Source organism: Pseudomonas sp. 05N433, from assembly GCF_056396925.1.
Map to the genome: position 1 here is coordinate 1 of NZ_JBFTML010000027.1, position 17,782 is coordinate 17,782.

The 17,782-nt window shown below is 59.7% G+C and carries 8 protein-coding genes; 2 read left to right on the forward strand and 6 right to left on the reverse strand.

Annotation, left to right across the window (positions count from 1 at the left end):
- Together AC1DIS_RS15725 and AC1DIS_RS15730 are read right to left on the reverse strand one after the other, a co-directional pair.
- Nucleotides 1-7,284 (reverse strand): two-partner secretion domain-containing protein (locus tag AC1DIS_RS15725; RefSeq protein ID WP_477780962.1); only part of this gene is annotated, 7,284 nt, incomplete at its 3' end.
- Between the two features lie 24 nt (nucleotides 7,285-7,308).
- Nucleotides 7,309-9,015: a ShlB/FhaC/HecB family hemolysin secretion/activation protein gene (locus tag AC1DIS_RS15730; protein ID WP_477780963.1), complete on the reverse strand. Its 1,707-nt coding sequence runs from the start codon at nucleotides 9,013-9,015 to the stop codon at nucleotides 7,309-7,311.
- Nucleotides 9,016-9,402: 387 nt separating this feature from the next.
- Between AC1DIS_RS15730 and AC1DIS_RS15735 the strand changes: the two genes are divergently transcribed.
- Entirely contained in the window at nucleotides 9,403-11,223 is a 1,821-nt protein-coding gene (locus tag AC1DIS_RS15735; RefSeq protein ID WP_477744455.1) for a di-heme-cytochrome C peroxidase, read from the forward strand.
- 115 nt (nucleotides 11,224-11,338) lie between these two features.
- On the opposite strand, the gene AC1DIS_RS15740 is transcribed toward AC1DIS_RS15735, so the two are convergent.
- The 4 genes from AC1DIS_RS15740 to AC1DIS_RS15755 form a co-directional block, all read right to left on the reverse strand.
- The gene (locus AC1DIS_RS15740) at nucleotides 11,339-11,887 is read right to left on the reverse strand and encodes a cupin domain-containing protein (RefSeq protein WP_008011722.1); all 549 of its coding nucleotides are present in this window, start codon (nucleotides 11,885-11,887) and stop codon (nucleotides 11,339-11,341) included.
- Nucleotides 11,888-12,268: 381 nt separating this feature from the next.
- On the reverse strand, nucleotides 12,269-13,552 hold the full coding sequence (locus AC1DIS_RS15745; RefSeq protein WP_477744456.1) for an NAD(P)/FAD-dependent oxidoreductase: 1,284 nt from the start codon (nucleotides 13,550-13,552) through the stop codon (nucleotides 12,269-12,271).
- Nucleotides 13,553-13,604: 52 nt separating this feature from the next.
- The gene (locus AC1DIS_RS15750; protein ID WP_477744457.1) at nucleotides 13,605-15,095 is read right to left on the reverse strand and encodes an aldehyde dehydrogenase; all 1,491 of its coding nucleotides are present in this window, start codon (nucleotides 15,093-15,095) and stop codon (nucleotides 13,605-13,607) included.
- A 187-nt stretch (nucleotides 15,096-15,282) separates the two neighbouring features.
- Nucleotides 15,283-16,659 (reverse strand): glutamine synthetase family protein, encoded by a 1,377-nt coding sequence (locus AC1DIS_RS15755; protein ID WP_018930106.1) that lies wholly within the window; start codon nucleotides 16,657-16,659, stop codon nucleotides 15,283-15,285.
- 279 nt (nucleotides 16,660-16,938) lie between these two features.
- On the opposite strand from AC1DIS_RS15755, the gene AC1DIS_RS15760 reads away from it, so the two are divergent.
- Nucleotides 16,939-17,700 carry a gamma-glutamyl-gamma-aminobutyrate hydrolase family protein gene (locus AC1DIS_RS15760; protein ID WP_477744458.1) on the forward strand — a complete coding sequence of 254 codons (762 nt, stop codon included), beginning with the start codon at nucleotides 16,939-16,941 and terminating at the stop codon, nucleotides 17,698-17,700.
- The last annotated feature ends 82 nt before the right edge of the window (nucleotides 17,701-17,782 follow it).

A 17,782-nucleotide genomic window follows, 5' to 3' on the forward strand; every position in this document is an offset into this window, starting at 1 on the left:
GGCGGCAAGGCCTGCGGCTCCGATAGTCCCCATGCTGGCAAAAGCGCTCAGCGCGGCGGGGCCGACAATAGCGGCCATGACAATCGCAATGATGAGCTGAGAAGCCGGCCCAAGCCCTGAGGTTTCATACTTGAACGACTCATGAATCTCCTTGACCTGCCTCCAGTCCACATCGCCCCGTGCTTCGGCTTGCTTCAGCCAGGCCAGTTGCGGGTCTGCTTTGACCATCGCATCAATGGTCTGGCTAACGCTTTGCTGATTCACCTCTTTGAGGTCGATTCGCAGACCTTCGACGGCCTTGATCGTGATGTTGCCTTTGGCAATCATCTGGGTCTGGCGCAATGTCTCGTCRGTGTTGCCCTTGCCTTTCGATGAGGTCCAGAAGGCGTCGCCATCACTCTTGGTATGGCTCTCGTCATGCAGGTCCTTCACACCTTCAAACGTGATGTTTCCACCACTGTCGAGAATGATGTCCTGATCACTATTGAGCTTCGCCACCTGATACCGCTGATCCCCACCACTGGACAACGTCAGGTCACCACCGGACTTGATCTGCGTACCAATGTGGGTGATCTGCGTCACTTCATCGTGCTGGGTCTTTTTACTGCCCCAGCTGCCGCTTTTTTTCATGTCGTACAGCGTGTAGTCGCGATCCTGCGCGGCCAGCAGTTGCAGGTCGCCGTCGGCGTGCAGGTAGGCTTCTTTGCCGGCGCTGATGTCGCTGGCGATCAGGGTCATGTCCTTGCCGGACTTGAGGGTGAGTTTGCCGCCGGCCTCCAGCGTGGTGCCGATCTGGCTGACGTGGTCTTCCTGCCGGGTTTCTTTTTTGTCCTTGAAGTAGCTGTGTTGTTCGTCGGCGGCGGTGGCGAACAGCAGGTCGCCCTTGGCGTCTATCGTCACGTCGCCCTTGGCGTCGAGCTTGCTCGCCACCACGGTCACGTCGCCGCCGGAATTGACCGTCAGGCCACCGCCCGCGCTGACGCTGGCGCCGTGCTGGGTGAGGGTTGAGTCGAGGAAGTCGGTACGGCTGTCGGAGTGGCGCTCTTCCACAGCAGTGATGCTGACGTCGCGCGTGGCATCGATGGTCATGTCGCCACCGCTTTTCAATACACCACCGGTATTCAGGACGTCGCGCCCGGCGTTGATCACCAGTTTGTTGGCGGCCTCGATGCGGGCGGCGCTGTCCACGAAGTCGCGCGCATGGCTGTAGTCGCCGACGCTGCTGTCGTGGGAGGTCACCGTGCGTTCGTTGACGACGTCGCCGTTCGTGGCCTTGAGCGTCACGTCCCGCCCGGCAATGATCCCCCCCGCCTTGTTGGTCAAATTATTGGTGGCGAGCAAGTCCAACCGCTCTCCCGCCTCCACCAACCCGCTGCTGACCAGGTCTTTTTTGGCCGTCGCCTCCAGGTTCTGGCTGGCGCGCAGGGTGCCGGCGTTGTTCAGGTCTTTGCCCGCGATCAGGGTCACGTCGCTGCCCTGGATCAACGCGCCGTTGGCGGCGAGGCGGTTGTTGGCGTTGGCCAGGTACAGCACCGGCACCAGGACTTTTTCGCCGTTCACTTCGTGTTCTTCGAGCCAGACGATGTCGTGGGTCAGGGCCGCGACTTGCTGTGCGGTGAGGGTGACGCCGAGGCTGAGGTTCAACGCATCCTTGCTGGCGATGGCGTTGTTCATCAGGTACTTGAAAACCGCCTCGTCCGAGGTCTGGCCGTCGATGAAGCGCTGGCCGGTGCGGGCGACCACGGCTTGCTGGATCAGTTTCTGCTCGTAGAGGCCGTCGCCCAGGCGCTTGGCGCTCTGGTCGGGGTTGTAGCCCAGGCCGGACAGCAGGTAGTCCGAACTCATGAATTGCTTGAGGTCGGTGAGTACCGGGTTGGTTTCGATCAGGTATTTGTGCGGTTGGGATTTGCCGGCGTTGCTTGGCAGACCTTGGACACGGTTGAGGGTGACCGGCGTAGACGATGCACCGGCGGTGACTTTGCCGCCGCTAAGCGTCCAGCTCTGCGGGCCGGTCGAGGTCGGGGCGCTGCTGCCTTCCTGGCTCAGACGGAACAGACCGTTCTGGCTGGTGGGCAGGTTGAAGCCGGGAAGCGTGAGCGGGTTGACTTGTTGCTGGGCCAGATCCGGCGACAGTTGCGCGTTGATAGTTACCGGCGTGGAGTAGCCGTTGCCGGCCCCCGTGTCAGTGTTGGTCTTTCCACCAGCGACGTAGCTGTAATAAGGACGCACCACACTGTTGTCGATGGTTTGCGTCGCGTTGAGTGAAATGTTGCCGCCGGCCTGGATCACCGCATCATAGGAACTGCCGGAGCCCGCTACCGTGGTGGTGCTTTCGGTCAGCATGCCGCCGCCCAGCAGGCTGATGAAATAGCTCAGATCCGACTCGACAGTGGCCGAGGGTGTCGGACTGTTTTTATCGTTGAAAGCCGCCGCCGCGGGCACCGTGGCGAAGATTTGGTCGACGTAGTTCCAGAATGTGCGCTTGGTGATGATGTCCTGCTCTTGCAGGCCGGTGTTATTGATCGTGTCGGCAGTGACGGTGATGTTGCCTGTGGACGCGATGGTGCTGCTGGTGTTGTTCAACGCCTGAGCGTTGATCGTCATGTCGCCGCCGCTGGTCAGACTCGCAGCCTCGCTGCTGTCAGAGACCTTTAGGCGGTCGGTCTCGGCAATCTCCCAATGGCCGTTACGACGCGAACCGCTGCGGAAGTCGCACCCCGCAATCGGGATCAGATTGCAATCCAGCTCGGTGATAACCACCGAGCTTTTCTCATGCGCGGTGTATTCCAGAATGTCCCGTACGTTGTTCACGGTCAGGGCATTGATGGTCAGGTCCTGCGCGCTGTAGATATCGCCGGAACGGTTGTCCAGCAAGTCGGCCTTGCCGCTGTCGCGGTCCCGGCCGATATGCACGTTGCTCAGGCCATAGACCTGGCCATAGGCGTTGGTGAAGCTGGACAGCAGCAGCCGCATATCGCCGCCGCTGGAAATCAGGCCGCGGCTGTTGAGCAGTGCGCCGGTGGTGAGGGTCAGGTCTTTACCGGAACCGATCGTGCCGTAGTTGTTAAGGTTGGCGGCGCTGATGATCAGGTCGCCGCTGGAGGTCAAACGGCCCTGGTTGTTCAACTCGCCATTGATGTTAACCGTGGTGTTGCCACCACCGGCGATGCTGGTCGCCGCGTTGAGGGTCAGTTGATTGGCTTTGAGTGTCAGATCACCGAGGCTGCTGGTGCGACCATTGCCGCTGTAGTTGCCCCAGAGGGTCAGATTGAGTTTGCCATCGCTGGCGATCAAGCCATCGTTATTCCAATTGCCGCCGTTGCCGGTCAATTGGCTGACCGCCAACAATTGGCCGCCGGATGTCTGATTGAGGCTGTTGACGTTGACGGTCAGGCGATCGGCCTGGATCACGCTGCTGTTGGTCCAGCTGTCGGCGTTGAGCGTCAGGCTGCCACGGGTGACGAAGGTGCCGCCGGCGCTGCCGAGTTGACCGGTGGCGATGTCGAAAATACCGGTACCGACGTGCAGCACGTTGCCGCTGACGTTCAGCAAACTACCGGCAGTGAGGGTCAGGTTGGTGTTGGCGGATTCCACGGTGCCATTGCGGTTGTCGAACAGGCCCCCGATGGAGAACGCGGTTTTACCATTGTCGCCCAGTGCGCGAAGTTGACCGGTCTGGTTGTCGAGGCTGGCGRCGGTGATGGTCAGCGTGCTTTCACTTTCGATGATGCCCAGGCGGTTGTTCAATGCACCGCGCAGGCTCAGGTCGATCTGTTGCCCGCCGATCTGCCCGTCGTTGTCGCCGCTGTTGTCGAAGTTATTGCCGGTGACGCTGACCCGACCCTTGGCGTAGAGGCCGCCATTGCGGTTGTCGAAGTTGCCGTTGGTGCCGGTGTCGACGATGGCGTCACCGGTTTGCGCGGTGATACGCCCGCCATAGTTGTCGAGGCCGGCCAGTGCCTTGAGGTTCATGCTCTGGGCCTGAATGACCCCGCCCTGACGGTTATTGTTCAGGTCATAGCCGTTGCGCAGTACGCCAGTGATATGGCTGCTGAAGGCGCCTTGCAGGCTGGAGAGCACACCGCCACGGCTGTCGAGGCTGGCGGCGGTGATGTCGAGGTTGCCGCCCTTGGCAACGATGCGCCCGCTCTGGTTATCGATGGCGCCGCCGGTTTTCACCGTCAGGTCGCCCTGGCTTTGCAGGGTGCCCTTGGCGTTGTCGATGCTGGCGGCGTTGAGTGTCAGGCCGGCGTTGCTGCTGAAGATCTGACCGTTGGCGCTGTTCTGTACGACGCCACTGGCCGTGATCGTCAACAATTCACTGGCCGCGACAGTGCCGCCATTGCGGTTATCGAGGCCACCGGTCAACAGGCTCAGCAAAGCCTGGCTTGCAAGCTGGCCGCCCTGGTTGTCGACCTGCTGCGTGCGCTGAATCACCAGCGGGCCGTTGCTCGCCAGTTTGCCGCTGGTATTGGTCAGGGTGCCGAGCAGATCGAGGGTGATCGCGCCCTTGCCCGCGAAGGTACCGGCGCTGTTGTTCAGATCGGTACCGGTGAAGCTGATGTCCTGCTGGGCATTGATGGTTGCATTGGCGTTGCTGAGGGTTTGGGCCTGGATATCCAGAGCGGCGCCGCTGTCGATCAAACCACCCTGGGCGTTATTCAGTGTTCCGGCAATGACGAAAGTTTGCGCACCGGCACTGGAAAGAATGCCGTTGTCGCTGTTGTCGAGGCTGGCCGCCGTGACCTTCAACGTGCCGTTACTGACCAGAGCGCCTGCGTTGCTGTTACGCACAGCGCCGGTGAGGTCCACCAGCACGTCACCGTCGCGGCTCGACAAGGTGCCCTCATTACGGTTGTCGAGGCTGCCGCCTAGAAGTCTCAGGCTTTGCCAACCGGAAATCAGTCCATGGAGGTTAGTGGTGGTATCGGCGGTGAGGTCCAGTTGCTGACGGCTGATGAGTTTGCCGTCGCTGTTGTCCAGGTTGCGACCCTTCAGCGTGTAGCTTTGGCTGCTGGAGAGTTCACCGCTGCGGTTGTTCAAGTCCCGCAGGTTGCGGATGCTCAGTTGACCGGTGGTGGTGATCAGGCCGTTGGCGTTGTTCAGGTCGCCCATGGCGCCGCTGAAGTCGATGGTAATGGCGCTGCCGAGCAACGAGCCGCCGTTCTGATTGTTCAAACTCGCCGCGTTGATGTTCAGGTTTTGGGTGGCGTTGATCAGCCCCTTGTCCTGGTTATCGAGCTGGCCGGTAACCCGAAGATCGAGATTGGTGCGGCTGGTAAGGGTGCCCTCGTTGTTGTTCAGGCTTCCGGCCTGTACATCGACGCTTTGCGCCGCGACCACGCCTTTGACGTTGGTCAGGGACTGCTGCACGCGCAGGGTCACGGCCTGGTTGCCGAGCAGTTTGCCGTTGCTGTTGTCGAGGCTGTCGGCCGCCAGCGTGAACGCTTGGGCACTGGAAATTTCGCCGTTGCGGTTGTCCACTTGCGCGAGGTTTTTTAGCACCAGCAACGGGGCGTTAATCAAACCGTTCTGGTTGTTCAGCTCGCCGTGATTCAGATCCAGCGCCAACGACGTAGCGCTGGTGAGCTGCCCACCATCATGCTGATCGAGACTGGCGACACTGGCGGTCAGCGCTTTGTTGCTGGCAATCCGGCCCCCGCTGCTGTTATCGACCTTGCCGGCATTGAGGCTCAGGGCGTCGAGGCTGGTGAGTTTGCCGCCCTGATTATTCACCGTCGCCGTGGCGGTGATGCTCAAGGCCTGACCGGCGTTCACCAGCCCTGCCACGTTATCCAGAGTCGCCATGCGCAACGTCGCGGCGGCCAGGCTCGAGAGTTCGCCAGCGCGATTGTTCAGATAACCAAGGGTGGCGTTGAGATTACCGGTACTGGTAATCAGACCATTGCCATTGAGGACCTGATTGGCCGCGAGATTGAGACTGCCGTTACTCAACACCCGACCTTTGTTCTGGTTATCCAGGGTCCCGGCGGTGATGTTGGCGGTTTGCCCGGCGCTCAGCGTACCGCCCTGGTTAGTCAGGGTCTGCGCGGTATTCGCGGTGAGATTGCGACTGGCAACCACGCTTTTGCCGCTGTTGTTGAGATTCTGCGCGCTCAGGCTCACATCACCCGTGGCGTTACGGCTGGTGTCAGCATTGACCCCGGCTTCGATGATGCTGTTGTTGGTCAGCACACCACCGGCACTCAGAACGATGCTGTCTCGCGCCGCAAGGGTTTGCTGGTTTGTCAGGTTGCCTTGGGTTTGTACGTTGACGGAGGTGCCGGCATAAACCGGGCCTTGGGCATCAAGGCTGGCGGCTTTGACATTCACCGCACCGGCAGCAGAAGTCTGCGCCAGGCTCAGATGGCCATTGGCATCGATCTGAATATCGCCACCACTGGCCGCGAGGTTGCCATCGAGTTTCACCCCGACCCCGGCCTCGGTGCCGACCAGTTTGATCGCCCCGGCGTACATCCCGCCCAAGGCCGATGAGTCGATGGCCAGTTGCGGCTTGGCGCTGCCGTCATCGGCGCGGGCGGTGGCGTTGAGGTTGTCGGCATTGACGTCGTTGCGACCGGCGACGATGGTCAGGTTTTTCGCCTGAATCTCGGCGTTGATCTTCGCGCTGCGGGTGATGATTTCGAAGCTGTCGACGTTGTTGGCATTGAGCCCGGCGCCATCAATCGTGACGCTGCCCTGATCGACCTGAAAGCGATCCAGTCGACCGTTGTCGAGCACCGGTTTGCCGGTGGTCAACGTCACGCGTGGCGTGTTGATGAAACCGCAACCGTTGCAGCTGATGCCGTAGGGGTTGGCGACGATGACCCGCGCCGATTGCCCCGCCACTTCGGTGTAACCGCGCAACTGGCTCGGGCTGCCACCGACGACTTCGTTGAGGATGGTTTGCGCCGCGGCCCGGTTGGTCAGGTTGGGGTTGCCGACGATGATGCCGCCCAGTTGCGTCGCGCCGGTCTGCGCGGCGACGTTGTTGAGGATGACGCCTTGGGTGCCGACGTTGTAATCCTGAAACTGGTTATGCGACAGACCGGTGCCGTTGGGGGTGGCGATCTGGATGATCGGCACGCCATTGCCCGCCTGACCGAGGCTGGTGCCCGGTGTAGCCACGACGATGCCATCGGCCTGCGCCCACATCGGTTGCCAGAACATCACGTTGGCCAACAGGAACGCCAGTCCGCGCTTGGGCATGCCCAGGAAGTGCTCGCGGGTTTTCACGGCGGCAGAAGGTTGGCGAGCGAGAAAAGCGTAGTGGCGAACGTCCATGTGAAAGGTCCCGATGCAGCGAAATTAGAGGAAGATATCCAGGCGGAAATAGATCGGCGCTTCGCGCTCGGTCAGGGTGTCCGGACGTTCCAGGGAATGGGCAAAGGTCACGCTGGCGGCCAGGTGCTGACCTCGGGCGAACAACTCGACCGAGTTGCTGGACATGCGCCCGTGCTGATCGCCGTTATAGCGGTCGCCACGGATCACGCCCTGGTCGTAACCGAGGCTGGTGCCGTACTCGGCGAACACCGGGCGCAGCCATTCCAAAGTGATCGGATGGCTCCAGCGCAGTTCGTTGCGCCAGTAGCCGCCGCTGTCACCGGACAACGACTGGTCCTTATAGCCACGGATCGACGACTGCCCGCCGAGGCTGGTGCGTTGCGGGCTGAACAGCACGTCTTCACTGCGCTGGCCGGTCATCAGGCTGCTGAAACTGAAGGACTCGCCCCACAGCTTGAACGGCTGCAGATAACTCGCGGTGGCGGTGTATTTGCGGTAACGCGCGTTCGGCTCGCCGGGGCCCGGATCGCCGTTACCCTGGGCGTCGAACGCGCCGATGCCTTGTTGCATGCCCAGGTCGAGGTTGACGAAGGCACTGCCGACCCGCCGACCGTGGTTGATGCCGAACTGCGCTTCGCTGATGCGGTTGCTGCTCAGCTTGAGCTTGCTGTCTTCGATGAAGTTGTTGGTGCGCAGGTACGACAGGCCGGTGCTGAGGGAGGTCTTGCTCAGGGCGTCGCGATGGATCACCCGCTCGGCGCGCAACTGATGGTTTTCGCTGTCGCCGGTCTGCTTGAAATTGAAACCGTTGGCCTGGGCTTGCGAGCGGTACTCGCTCTGGCTGTAGGTGTAACTGAAGTTCCACCAGCCCCACGGCACGCTGTAATTGAGCAGCGCGTTGTTGGAGGTGTGCAGGTGATCGCTCACCGCATCATGACCGCCGCGCAGCATCAACTGATCGGCCAGGCCCAGCGGGCTGTCCCAGTCAAACGTCGTGCCCCACTGCTGTTCGCCGGTGCTGCGCTGGCCGTCGTTACTGCGCGACAACCCGACACGCCACGGCTTCTGCGGGGTGTTCTTGACCAGCACCTCGCTGCCACCGACGTTCTTGCCCGGGGACAACTCCATCTGCGCCTGATTCGACGGCAAGCGGTTGAGCTGATCCACCATCTGCTCGATTTCCCGCAGATTGACCAGCTCCCCGCTCTGGCCGGGGAAAGCCATCCCCAGTTCGCGCTCCGACAGCTGGCTGCCCTCCGCGCCCTTCAACCCTTCGAGCCGGCCCTCGACCACCAGCACCTTCAAATGCCCGCCGGACAAGTCCTGCTGCGGCAAGTAGGCACGGCTGGTGACCAGGCCTTTTTCGATGTAGTGATCGGTGATGACTTTCAGCAACTCGTTGAGCTGTGTAACGCCCAGGCACTGACCGATGTAAGGCTTGAGCAGGCGATTTTTCTCGCCGTCCGAAAGACTGTCGGCGCCTTTGAGCTCGATGTCCTTGATGGGGAAACAACGGGCGTCGGCCGGGGCCGTCGCAGGCGCGGGTTTGGCTGCCTTGCCGGGTAATTCCTTGAGCTCCTCGAGACGCCGACGCTGCTCGTCGAGCAAGCGATCCTGACGTTCGCGGATCAGATCGGTTTCACCGGGGGTGGGGGCAGYGTGAGCAAGATTCAGCGGAGAAAGGCACAGCAAAGCCAGGCACAACCTCGCCACGAGGGCGGGTGGATACATGTTCGATCCCTCGAATGGAGACTGATAGCACAATAGTGGCGCGATATTAGATGGCCACTATTTTGACGTCAATGAATGGATTCATTCGAGGAGGTTAAGGGATGACTTGTAATGGCTAAATCGGGCGCTTCCGATGAGAGCGCAGGACGTTTCCTGATGTGGTGTAGAAAAATGCTCACAACACCAAGGCGCTGTAGTCCGCAGAGAAAAAGCCGAGTGCCAAACGGCAAGGTCTTTTTTACGTAATGAACAACCCGGGCTCTGTCCGGGTACGGGACATGGAACAAAATTAAAGAGCCGTATTTTTTGTGGCTACACTCATGGCTGGTAGCTATTGGCTACCAACGTGATGGGTCTCAACAGGAATTACAAATAGAAGGGAATCTGATGAACACGTTAAAAGCCCCCCCGTTTGCCTGCGCTGCATTGTTGTTTTTCGGCGCTCATTCCATGGCTCAGGCTGCCGACATTCTGGATCAGGGATGGAGTGACACCACCCAGTCCAATTGGCTTGAACTTTCACAAGGATCGAGAATTCTCCCTCTCTCCTGGGCGCTTGCATTGGAAGAGCCTGGTTCAGAGGAGAAGTTCATGAGTGACAAAACGATCTCCGCCTACGGTTACACGCCTTATCGTCCGTCTTATAACGGTAAGCGCTTTACGTTGCCGATGGGTTTCGTTTTGGATGACAGTCACGACAGCAAGTTGTCTTTCACGAAACTCCGCTGGTTTTTTGGACAAGGGTCGAGAGAACCGTGGGTGGGGATGAACTGTTCTGCTTGTCACACGGCTCAGATCAAATTTGAAGAGCAGAATCTTGTGATCAATGGCGGGCCAACGAACGCCGACTTTCAAAATTTCTTTAAATATTTTAGAGAGGCCTTGAGCAAAACGGCTTCCGACCCTGAAAAATTTGAACGCTTTGCAAAGAGCGTCCTGGGTGATGATCTGTCGAAAGGGAATCGCCAACGGTTGAAAAAATCCCTGGATAGCTTGAATGCGTTTTATGCCCAAAACGAGACACTGAATGCCACAGATCTGCAATATGGCCCAGGTCGCCTTGATGCCGTGGGCCACATTCTCAACAAAATCAGTCAAGTCACCCAAGCGAAACCGCCTACCCCTAACCCCTCTGATGCGCCGGTGAGTTATCCATTTCTCTGGAATACGCATCAACACAACGTCCTCCAATGGAACGGAATGGTCAGTAAAGACCAACTCCCTTCGATTAAAAATGACGGCGGCCTGGATGCTGGAGGTCTGGGGCGTAATGCTGGAGAGGCCATCGGTGTGTTCGCCGACGTTCGACCGGTTAAAGAATCTGCGGCCAAGGCAGGGTTTGTCTCCAGTGTGAATGTGAAAAATCTGGATGTTCTAGAGCGTTCTCTTTATAGCCTGAAGCCTCCGCGGTGGCCTGGGCAGTTGCCAAACGACCTTGCGCTTGGCGCCAAATTGTTTAAGGACAATTGTTCCGGCTGCCATACCCATATTGTTAGAGACGATCTCACCACGGCCATCACAGCGGTCATGATTCCAATCTCTGCGAATGACAATTTCAATGCCCAGAGCCCACAAGACTCGACCATTGGCACGGATCCCTGGATGGCGTGCAATGCCTATCAATTTAAAGCGGATGCGGGAGTGTTGACGGGTTATTCCAAAGTCGATAAATCAGGAACCATCAAGTCAAATGACCTGCTCTACAACATGCTGGGTGTGACCGTCCTGGAGACATTACTGGGTAAAGGACGCGATGTCGCCGAACTGGCTTTCGATGGATTGCTTGGTATAGATACCAAACCTCAAAAAGTCCCTGGCTTCAAGGACCGTGCCCTGTTCAGTCGTTTGGATGAGAAAGCGCTACGGCTATACAACTGCTACCGTGCCAGCTCTACCGTTCCTCTTCTCGCCTATAAAGCAAGACCCCTGACCGGCATCTGGGCCACCGCTCCCTATTTGCATAACGGCTCTGTACCGACCCTCAACGACCTTCTCCTGCCACCCCACCAGCGCCCCTCGACTTTTTATACAGGGACCAATGAGTTCGATGACAAAAAAGTTGGATTCAAGACCGAGAAATCGGACAAGAACTGGTTTCTTTTCGACACCAAGCTTGAGGGCAATAGCAACGCAGGCCATGACTATGGCGTGGGCAAGCTCAATGACATCCAACGGTCACAGCTTCTCGACTACTTGAAGTCACTTTGAACGGCGTCGCGGACGCCCTCACCTGAGGCATGGAGTGGTAATCGCTGGTAGGGGCGACCGAAAGTAGTGGTCGCCCCGCCGGAGGTAGTTACAGGTTTAATGTCTGCTTCAGGTATCAGAAGTTAGCCGGGGTGTTGGCGCTGATGATTTCAGCCTCATCCGCCCCAATATTGCGAAACCGATGCGGCAACGTCGTCGGGAAGTAATACCCATCCCCGGCATTCAACACACTAATCTGCCCATCCACCGTCAACTCAACCGTGCCACGGGTAACCAGCCCACACTCCTCCCCTTCAGCGTGCACAATCGGCTCTTCCCCCGAACTCGCCCCAGGCGCGTACTGCTCGCGCAACAGCCGCATCTGCCGACTCGGCACCGAAGCGCCAATCAGCAACAACCGCAGCCCATGACGCCCGAGATCTGGCTGTTCATTGGCGCGAAACACGTACTGATGCTCGCGTGGCGGCTGATCAAAGGTAAAGAAGTCCGCCAAGGACATGGGGATGCCTTCGAGCAGTTTTTTGAGGGAGCTGACGGAGGGACTGACGCGATTCTGTTCGATCAGGGAGATGGTGGCATTGGTGACGCCGCTACGCCGGGCCAGCTCGCGCTGGGACAGTTTGTAGCTTTCGCGTACTAATTTGAGTCGTGAGCCCGTGTCCATGACAGCCTTATGTGAGAACTACTTAAGGGGTAATGGGGGTGGGTGGCGGGCGACTGGTGGCCGCGGATTACGCCGTTTCCCGTCCCGGAACCGTGGAAGGCGGGTATTAAATCACGTTTGTGGGTGTTGCTCAGCAGGTTCGATAAACGGCTGGCAAAAAAGCTGTCGGCTTCTGATGTCAGTCAGTTCTGGTTTAGAAACTGTGGCGAGGGGGCTTGCCCCTGTTGGGTCGCGAAGCGGCCYCAAAACCTGCCCACGCGGCGTATCAGATACACCGAATGGGCTGATTTTACGACTGCTTCGCAGCCGAACGGGGGCAAGCCCCCTCGCCACAGGAGTGATGCGTAGCCTTGGCCGGCGGAGACCRCCGGCAGGTTCAACCTAGATGCCGAAGCGGTCTCGCAAGGCGTAATACGCCGCGCCCATGGCGGTGAGTGGGGCCTGGAAAGTGCGGCCGCCGAGCATCGGCATGTGTGGCAGGGAGGCGAAGGCGTCGAAGCGTTCGGCGTCGCCGCGAATCATTTCCGAGATCAGTTTGCCGGCCAGGTGCGAGCAGGTGACGCCGTGGCCGCTGTAGCCTTGCATGTAGTAGGCGTTTTTCTCGATGCGGCCGAATTGCGGCATGCGCGACATGGTCAGCAGGAAGTTGCCGGTCCAGCGGTAGTCGATTTTCACGTCCTTCAATTGCGGGAAGGTCTTGAGGATCTTCGGGCGGATCAGTTGTTCGATGTCGTCCGGCTCGCGGGCGCCGTAGACCACGCCGCCGCCGTACAGCAGGCGGTTGTCGGCGGTGAGGCGGTAGTAGTCGAGCAGGTAATTGCAGTCTTCGACGCAGTAGTTATTGGTGATCAGGCTGCGGGCGACCTTCTCCGACAACGGCTCGGTGACGACGATTTGCGAACCGCAGGGCATGCTTTTGCGGGTCACGCGGTTGTCGAGGTCTTGCGGCAGGTAGGCGTTGCCGGCGATCAGCAGGTACTTGGCCCGCACCACGCCTTTGGCGGTGCGCACGGTGATTGGCTCGCCGTAGGAGATGTCCACGGCGGCGGATTGTTCGTAGATTTTGCCGCCCAGGCGAATGATCGCAGCGGCTTCGCCRAGGGCCAGGTTCAGCGGGTGGATGTGGCCGCCCTGCATGTCCAGCAAGCCGCCGACGTAGTTGTCGCAACCGACTTCGCGCTGGATGTCCGAGGCGTCGAGCATTTTCAGGTTGTTGTTGCCGTAGCGTTCCCAGTTACGCTTCTGCTCGGCCAGGCCGTTGAGTTGCTTCTTGTTCAGCGCTGCGAAGATGCCGCCGGGGCGGTAATCGCATTTGATGTCGTACTCCTTGATGCGCGAACGGATGATGTCGGCGCCTTCGAAGATCATGCTACCAAGGACTTCGGCGGTCTTGTCGCCGTAGCGCTCTTCGATCACATCGACGTCGCGGCTGTAGGAGTTGACCAGTTGGCCGCCGTTGCGACCGCTGGCGCCGAAGCCGACTTTGGCGGCTTCCAGTACCGTTACGCTATAGCCCGCTTCGCTGAGGAACAGCGCCGAGGACAGGCCGGTGTAGCCAGCGCCGATCACGCAGACGTCGCATTCCACCAATTCTTCAAGAATCGGGTAATCGCCGGTCTGGTTGCGGGTTGCGGCGTAGTAGCTGTTTACATGGGTGTGCTTCATACATTTCTCCGAGGGCCGCCGGCATGTGCCGGCGACCGCCGCTGTAAAGGTGTCAGAGCTTGATCCAGGTCGCTTTGAGTTCGGTGTACTTGTCGAACGCGTGCAGCGATTTGTCCCGACCGTTACCCGACTGCTTGAACCCGCCGAACGGCGCGGTCATGTCGCCGCCGTCGTACTGGTTGACCCAGACACTGCCGGCGCGCAAGCCGCGAGCGAAGGTGTGCGCCTTGCTGAGGTTGCTGGTCCAGACGCCGGCGGCGAGGCCGAAGATGCTGTCGTTGGCGATCTGCAGCGCTTCTTCAGCGGTGTCAAAGGTGATCAGCGACAGCACCGGGCCGAAGATTTCTTCCCGGGCGATGGTCATGGCGTTGGTCACGCCGTCGAATATCGCTGGCTCCACATACAGGCCACCGGTGCCTTCGAGGGTGCGACTGCCGCCAGCAATCAGTTGCGCGCCCTGGTCTTTGCCGACCTGGATGTAGCGCAGCACATTGTCCAATTGGCGCTGATCGACGACGGCGCCGACGGTGGTTTCAGGGTCGAGCGCATGCCCCGGTTTCCAGGCTTGCAGCGCTTCCACCAGCAACGGAATGAACTGCTCGCGGATCGAGCGCTCCACCAGCAGGCGCGAGCCGGCGGTGCAGACTTCGCCCTGGTTGAAGGCAATCGCACTGGCCGCTGCCCGAGCCGCTGCGCGCAAGTCCGGCGCGTCGGCGAACACCACGTTCGGGCTCTTGCCGCCCGCCTCCAGCCACACGCGCTTCATGTTGCTTTGCCCGGCGTAGATCATCAGTTGCATGGCAATCGCGGTGGAGCCAGTGAAGGCCAGCACGTCGACGTCCATGTGCAACGCCAGCGCCTTGCCGACGGTGTGACCGAAGCCCGGCAACACGTTGAACACGCCTTTGGGGATGCCGGCGTCGAGGGCCAGTTGCGCGATGCGGATCGCCGTCAGTGGTGATTTTTCCGAGGGCTTGAGGATGAACGAGTTGCCTGCCGCCAAGGCTGGGGCGAACTTCCAGCTGGCCATGATCAGCGGGAAGTTCCACGGCACGATCGCGGCGACCACACCTGCGGGTTCACGGGTGATGAGGCCCAATTGGTCGTGCGGCGTGGCGGCGACTTCGTCGTAGATCTTGTCGATGGCTTCGGCGCTCCAGCGGATCGCGTTGGCGGCCGCTGGAATGTCGATGGCCATGGAATCGCTGATCGGTTTACCCATGTCGAGGGTTTCCAGCAGCGCCAGTTCTTCCTGGTTGGCCAGGATCAAGTCCGCGAAGCGAATCAAGATGCGCTTGCGTTCTGCGGGTGCCAACCGCGCCCAGATGCCGGATTCAAATGCACGACGCGCGACGGTGACTGCCGCATTGGCGTCGGCTTCGTCGGTGCTGGCGATGTTCGCCAGAAAGCGGCCGTCGACCGGGCTGATGCATTCGAAGGTATCGCCACTGACTGCCGGGCAGTATTGGCCGTCGATGAATGCGCGGCCTTCTAGTGTCAAGGACTGGAAGCGTTGCTCCCAGTCGCTGCGAGTGTTTGTCATGGTTGTGACTCTACGCAGAGGAATAAGTGATCGTGTTAACCGATGGGCAAGCGATGAGAACTTGTGGCGAGGGAGCTTGCTCCCGCTGGACTGCGCAGCAGKCCCCTTCTTTTCAGGTAGAAGGAGGGGTCGCTTCGCGACCTAGCGGGAGCAAGCTCCCTCGCCACAGGTTTAGTGTCAGCCCCCGTTAAACCGTGTGCAGGTACCAGTTGTACTCAAGGTCTGAAATGGAGTTCTCGAACTCGGCCAGCTCGCTTTCCTTGCACGCCACGAACACGTCGATGTACAGCGGGTCGATGTAGCGCGCCATGACTTCGCTGTCGTCCAGTTCACGCAATGCGTCGCGCAGGTTGTTCGGCAGGCTTTGCTCGTTCTGCTCGTAGCTATTGCCTTCAACCGGGGCGCCCGGCTCGATTTCGTTGGTCAAGCCGTGGTGAATGCCGGCCAGTACCGAGGCCATCAGCAGGTACGGGTTGGCATCGGCACCGGCGACACGATGCTCGATGCGCACGGCATCCGCCGAACCGGTGGGTACGCGCACCGCCACGGTACGGTTGTCGATGCCCCAGCTTGGCGAGTTCGGTACGTAGAACTGCGCGCCGAAACGTCGGTAGGAGTTGACGTTCGGGCAGAGGAACGCCATCTGCGCCGGCAGGGTCTCGAGCACACCGCCGATCGCATGTCGCAGCGCGGCGTTCTGCTCGGGATCCTCGCTGGCGAAGATGTTGTTGCCTTGCTTGTCGAGAATCGAAATGTGCACGTGCAACCCGTTGCCCGCCTGACCCGGATATGGCTTGGCCATAAACGTGGTGTCCATCTCGTGGTCGTAGGCGATGTTCTTCACCAGACGCTTGAGCAGCACCGCGTAGTCGCAAGCCTTTATAGGGTCGGAGACGTGATGCAGGTTGACTTCGAATTGCGCCGGGGCGCTTTCCTTGACGATCGCGTCAGCCGGGATGCCCTGCTCTTTCGCGCCCTCGAGGATGTCTTGCAGGCAGTCGACGTATTCGTCCAGATCGTCGATCAGGTACACCTGCGTCGAGTGCGGACGCTTGCCCGACACCGGCGAGCGTGGCGACTGCGGACGACCGTTCACGTTGTCCTGGTCGATCAGGTAGAACTCCAGTTCGAACGCCGCGCAAATGGTCAGGCCCATGTCATCGAACTTGCTCACCACCTGACGCAGCACTTCGCGCGGGTCAGCAAAGAACGGCTGGCCTTCGAGCTCGTGCATGGTCATCAGCAACTGCGCGGTCGGGCGCTTCTGCCAGGGTTCGATGCTGAGGGTATCGGGGATGGGATAGCAGATGCGATCCGAGTCGCCGATGTCCAGACCCAGGCCGGTGCTTTCCACCGTGGAACCGTTGATGTCCAGGGCAAACAGCGACGCCGGCAGGTTGATGCCTTTTTCGTAGACCTTGTGGAGACTGGTGCGCTCGATGCGCTTGCCGCGCACCACGCCGTTCATATCCGCAATCAGAAGGTCGACGTACAAAACCTCAGGATGTTGCTTAAGGAATGCGTTTGCTTCGTTGAGTTGAACGGCACGCAGAGGGACCGACATGATGCACCTATTAGCTGTTAATTATTATGTTCACTTCACTTGCGAGAGCCAGTCAACCCGAACGGCAAAGTGAAGTCAATAGCGAACACATGGCCTTTCAGCCTTTATTTTCTGGCCTTTTTTGGGCGCCAGAGTGCCATATCAGGCTTGCACACCGCGCAGACCCTCAGCATCGGACGTTCGGCGTTTAGAATTTTTTACATGAGAGTTGTTAATTAAAATCAACAAGGCTAAGCTCCGGAAAAGCTCGTTCAAGTGTGAAACTTCGAGGTGATAAAAATGGCATTCAAGCCATTGATCGGCGTTACTGCGTGCGTCAAACAGATTGGCCTGCACCCCTACCACGTCAGCGGCGACAAGTACTTGCGTGCTGTCAGCGTCGCGGCATTGGGGCTGCCAGTGGTCATTCCTTCCTTAGGCGACCTGACCGAAACCGATGCGCTGCTCGCGCAGCTCGACGGTCTGTTGCTGACCGGCTCGCCGTCGAATGTGGAGCCTTTCCACTATCAAGGCCCGGCCAGTGCTCCCGGTACGGATCACGATCCGCAACGGGACGCCACCACCCTGCCCTTATTGCGCGCAGCCATCGCCGCCGGTGTTCCGGTGCTCGGCCTCTGCCGGGGCTTTCAGGAAATGAACGTGGCGTTCGGCGGCAGCCTGCATCAGAAGGTGCACGAACTGCCCGGCATGCTCGATCACCGGGAAGCGGACAGTCCCGATCTGGCCGTGCAGTACGCAGCGGCCCATGCAGTGAATGTGCAACCGGGCGGTGTGTTCGAAGCACTGGACCTGCCACAGGTATTCCAGGTCAATTCGATTCACAGCCAGGGCATCGACCGACTCGCACCGGGCCTGCGCGCTGAGGCGATCGCGCCGGATGGTTTGATCGAGGCGATCTCCGTCGAGCACAGCAAGACCTTCGCCGTCGGCGTGCAATGGCACCCGGAATGGCAGGTGCTTTCGAATCCCCCTTACTTGAGTATTTTCCAGGCGTTTGGCGAGGCGTGCCGACAACGGGCGGCGCTGCGCAATACGCGCTGACTTCAGACATTACCAATCGATTGACTGCCCCCGTGAGTCTGGCGGGCGTGCCTTTGCGCGCCGGTGGCTCACGTAATAGATG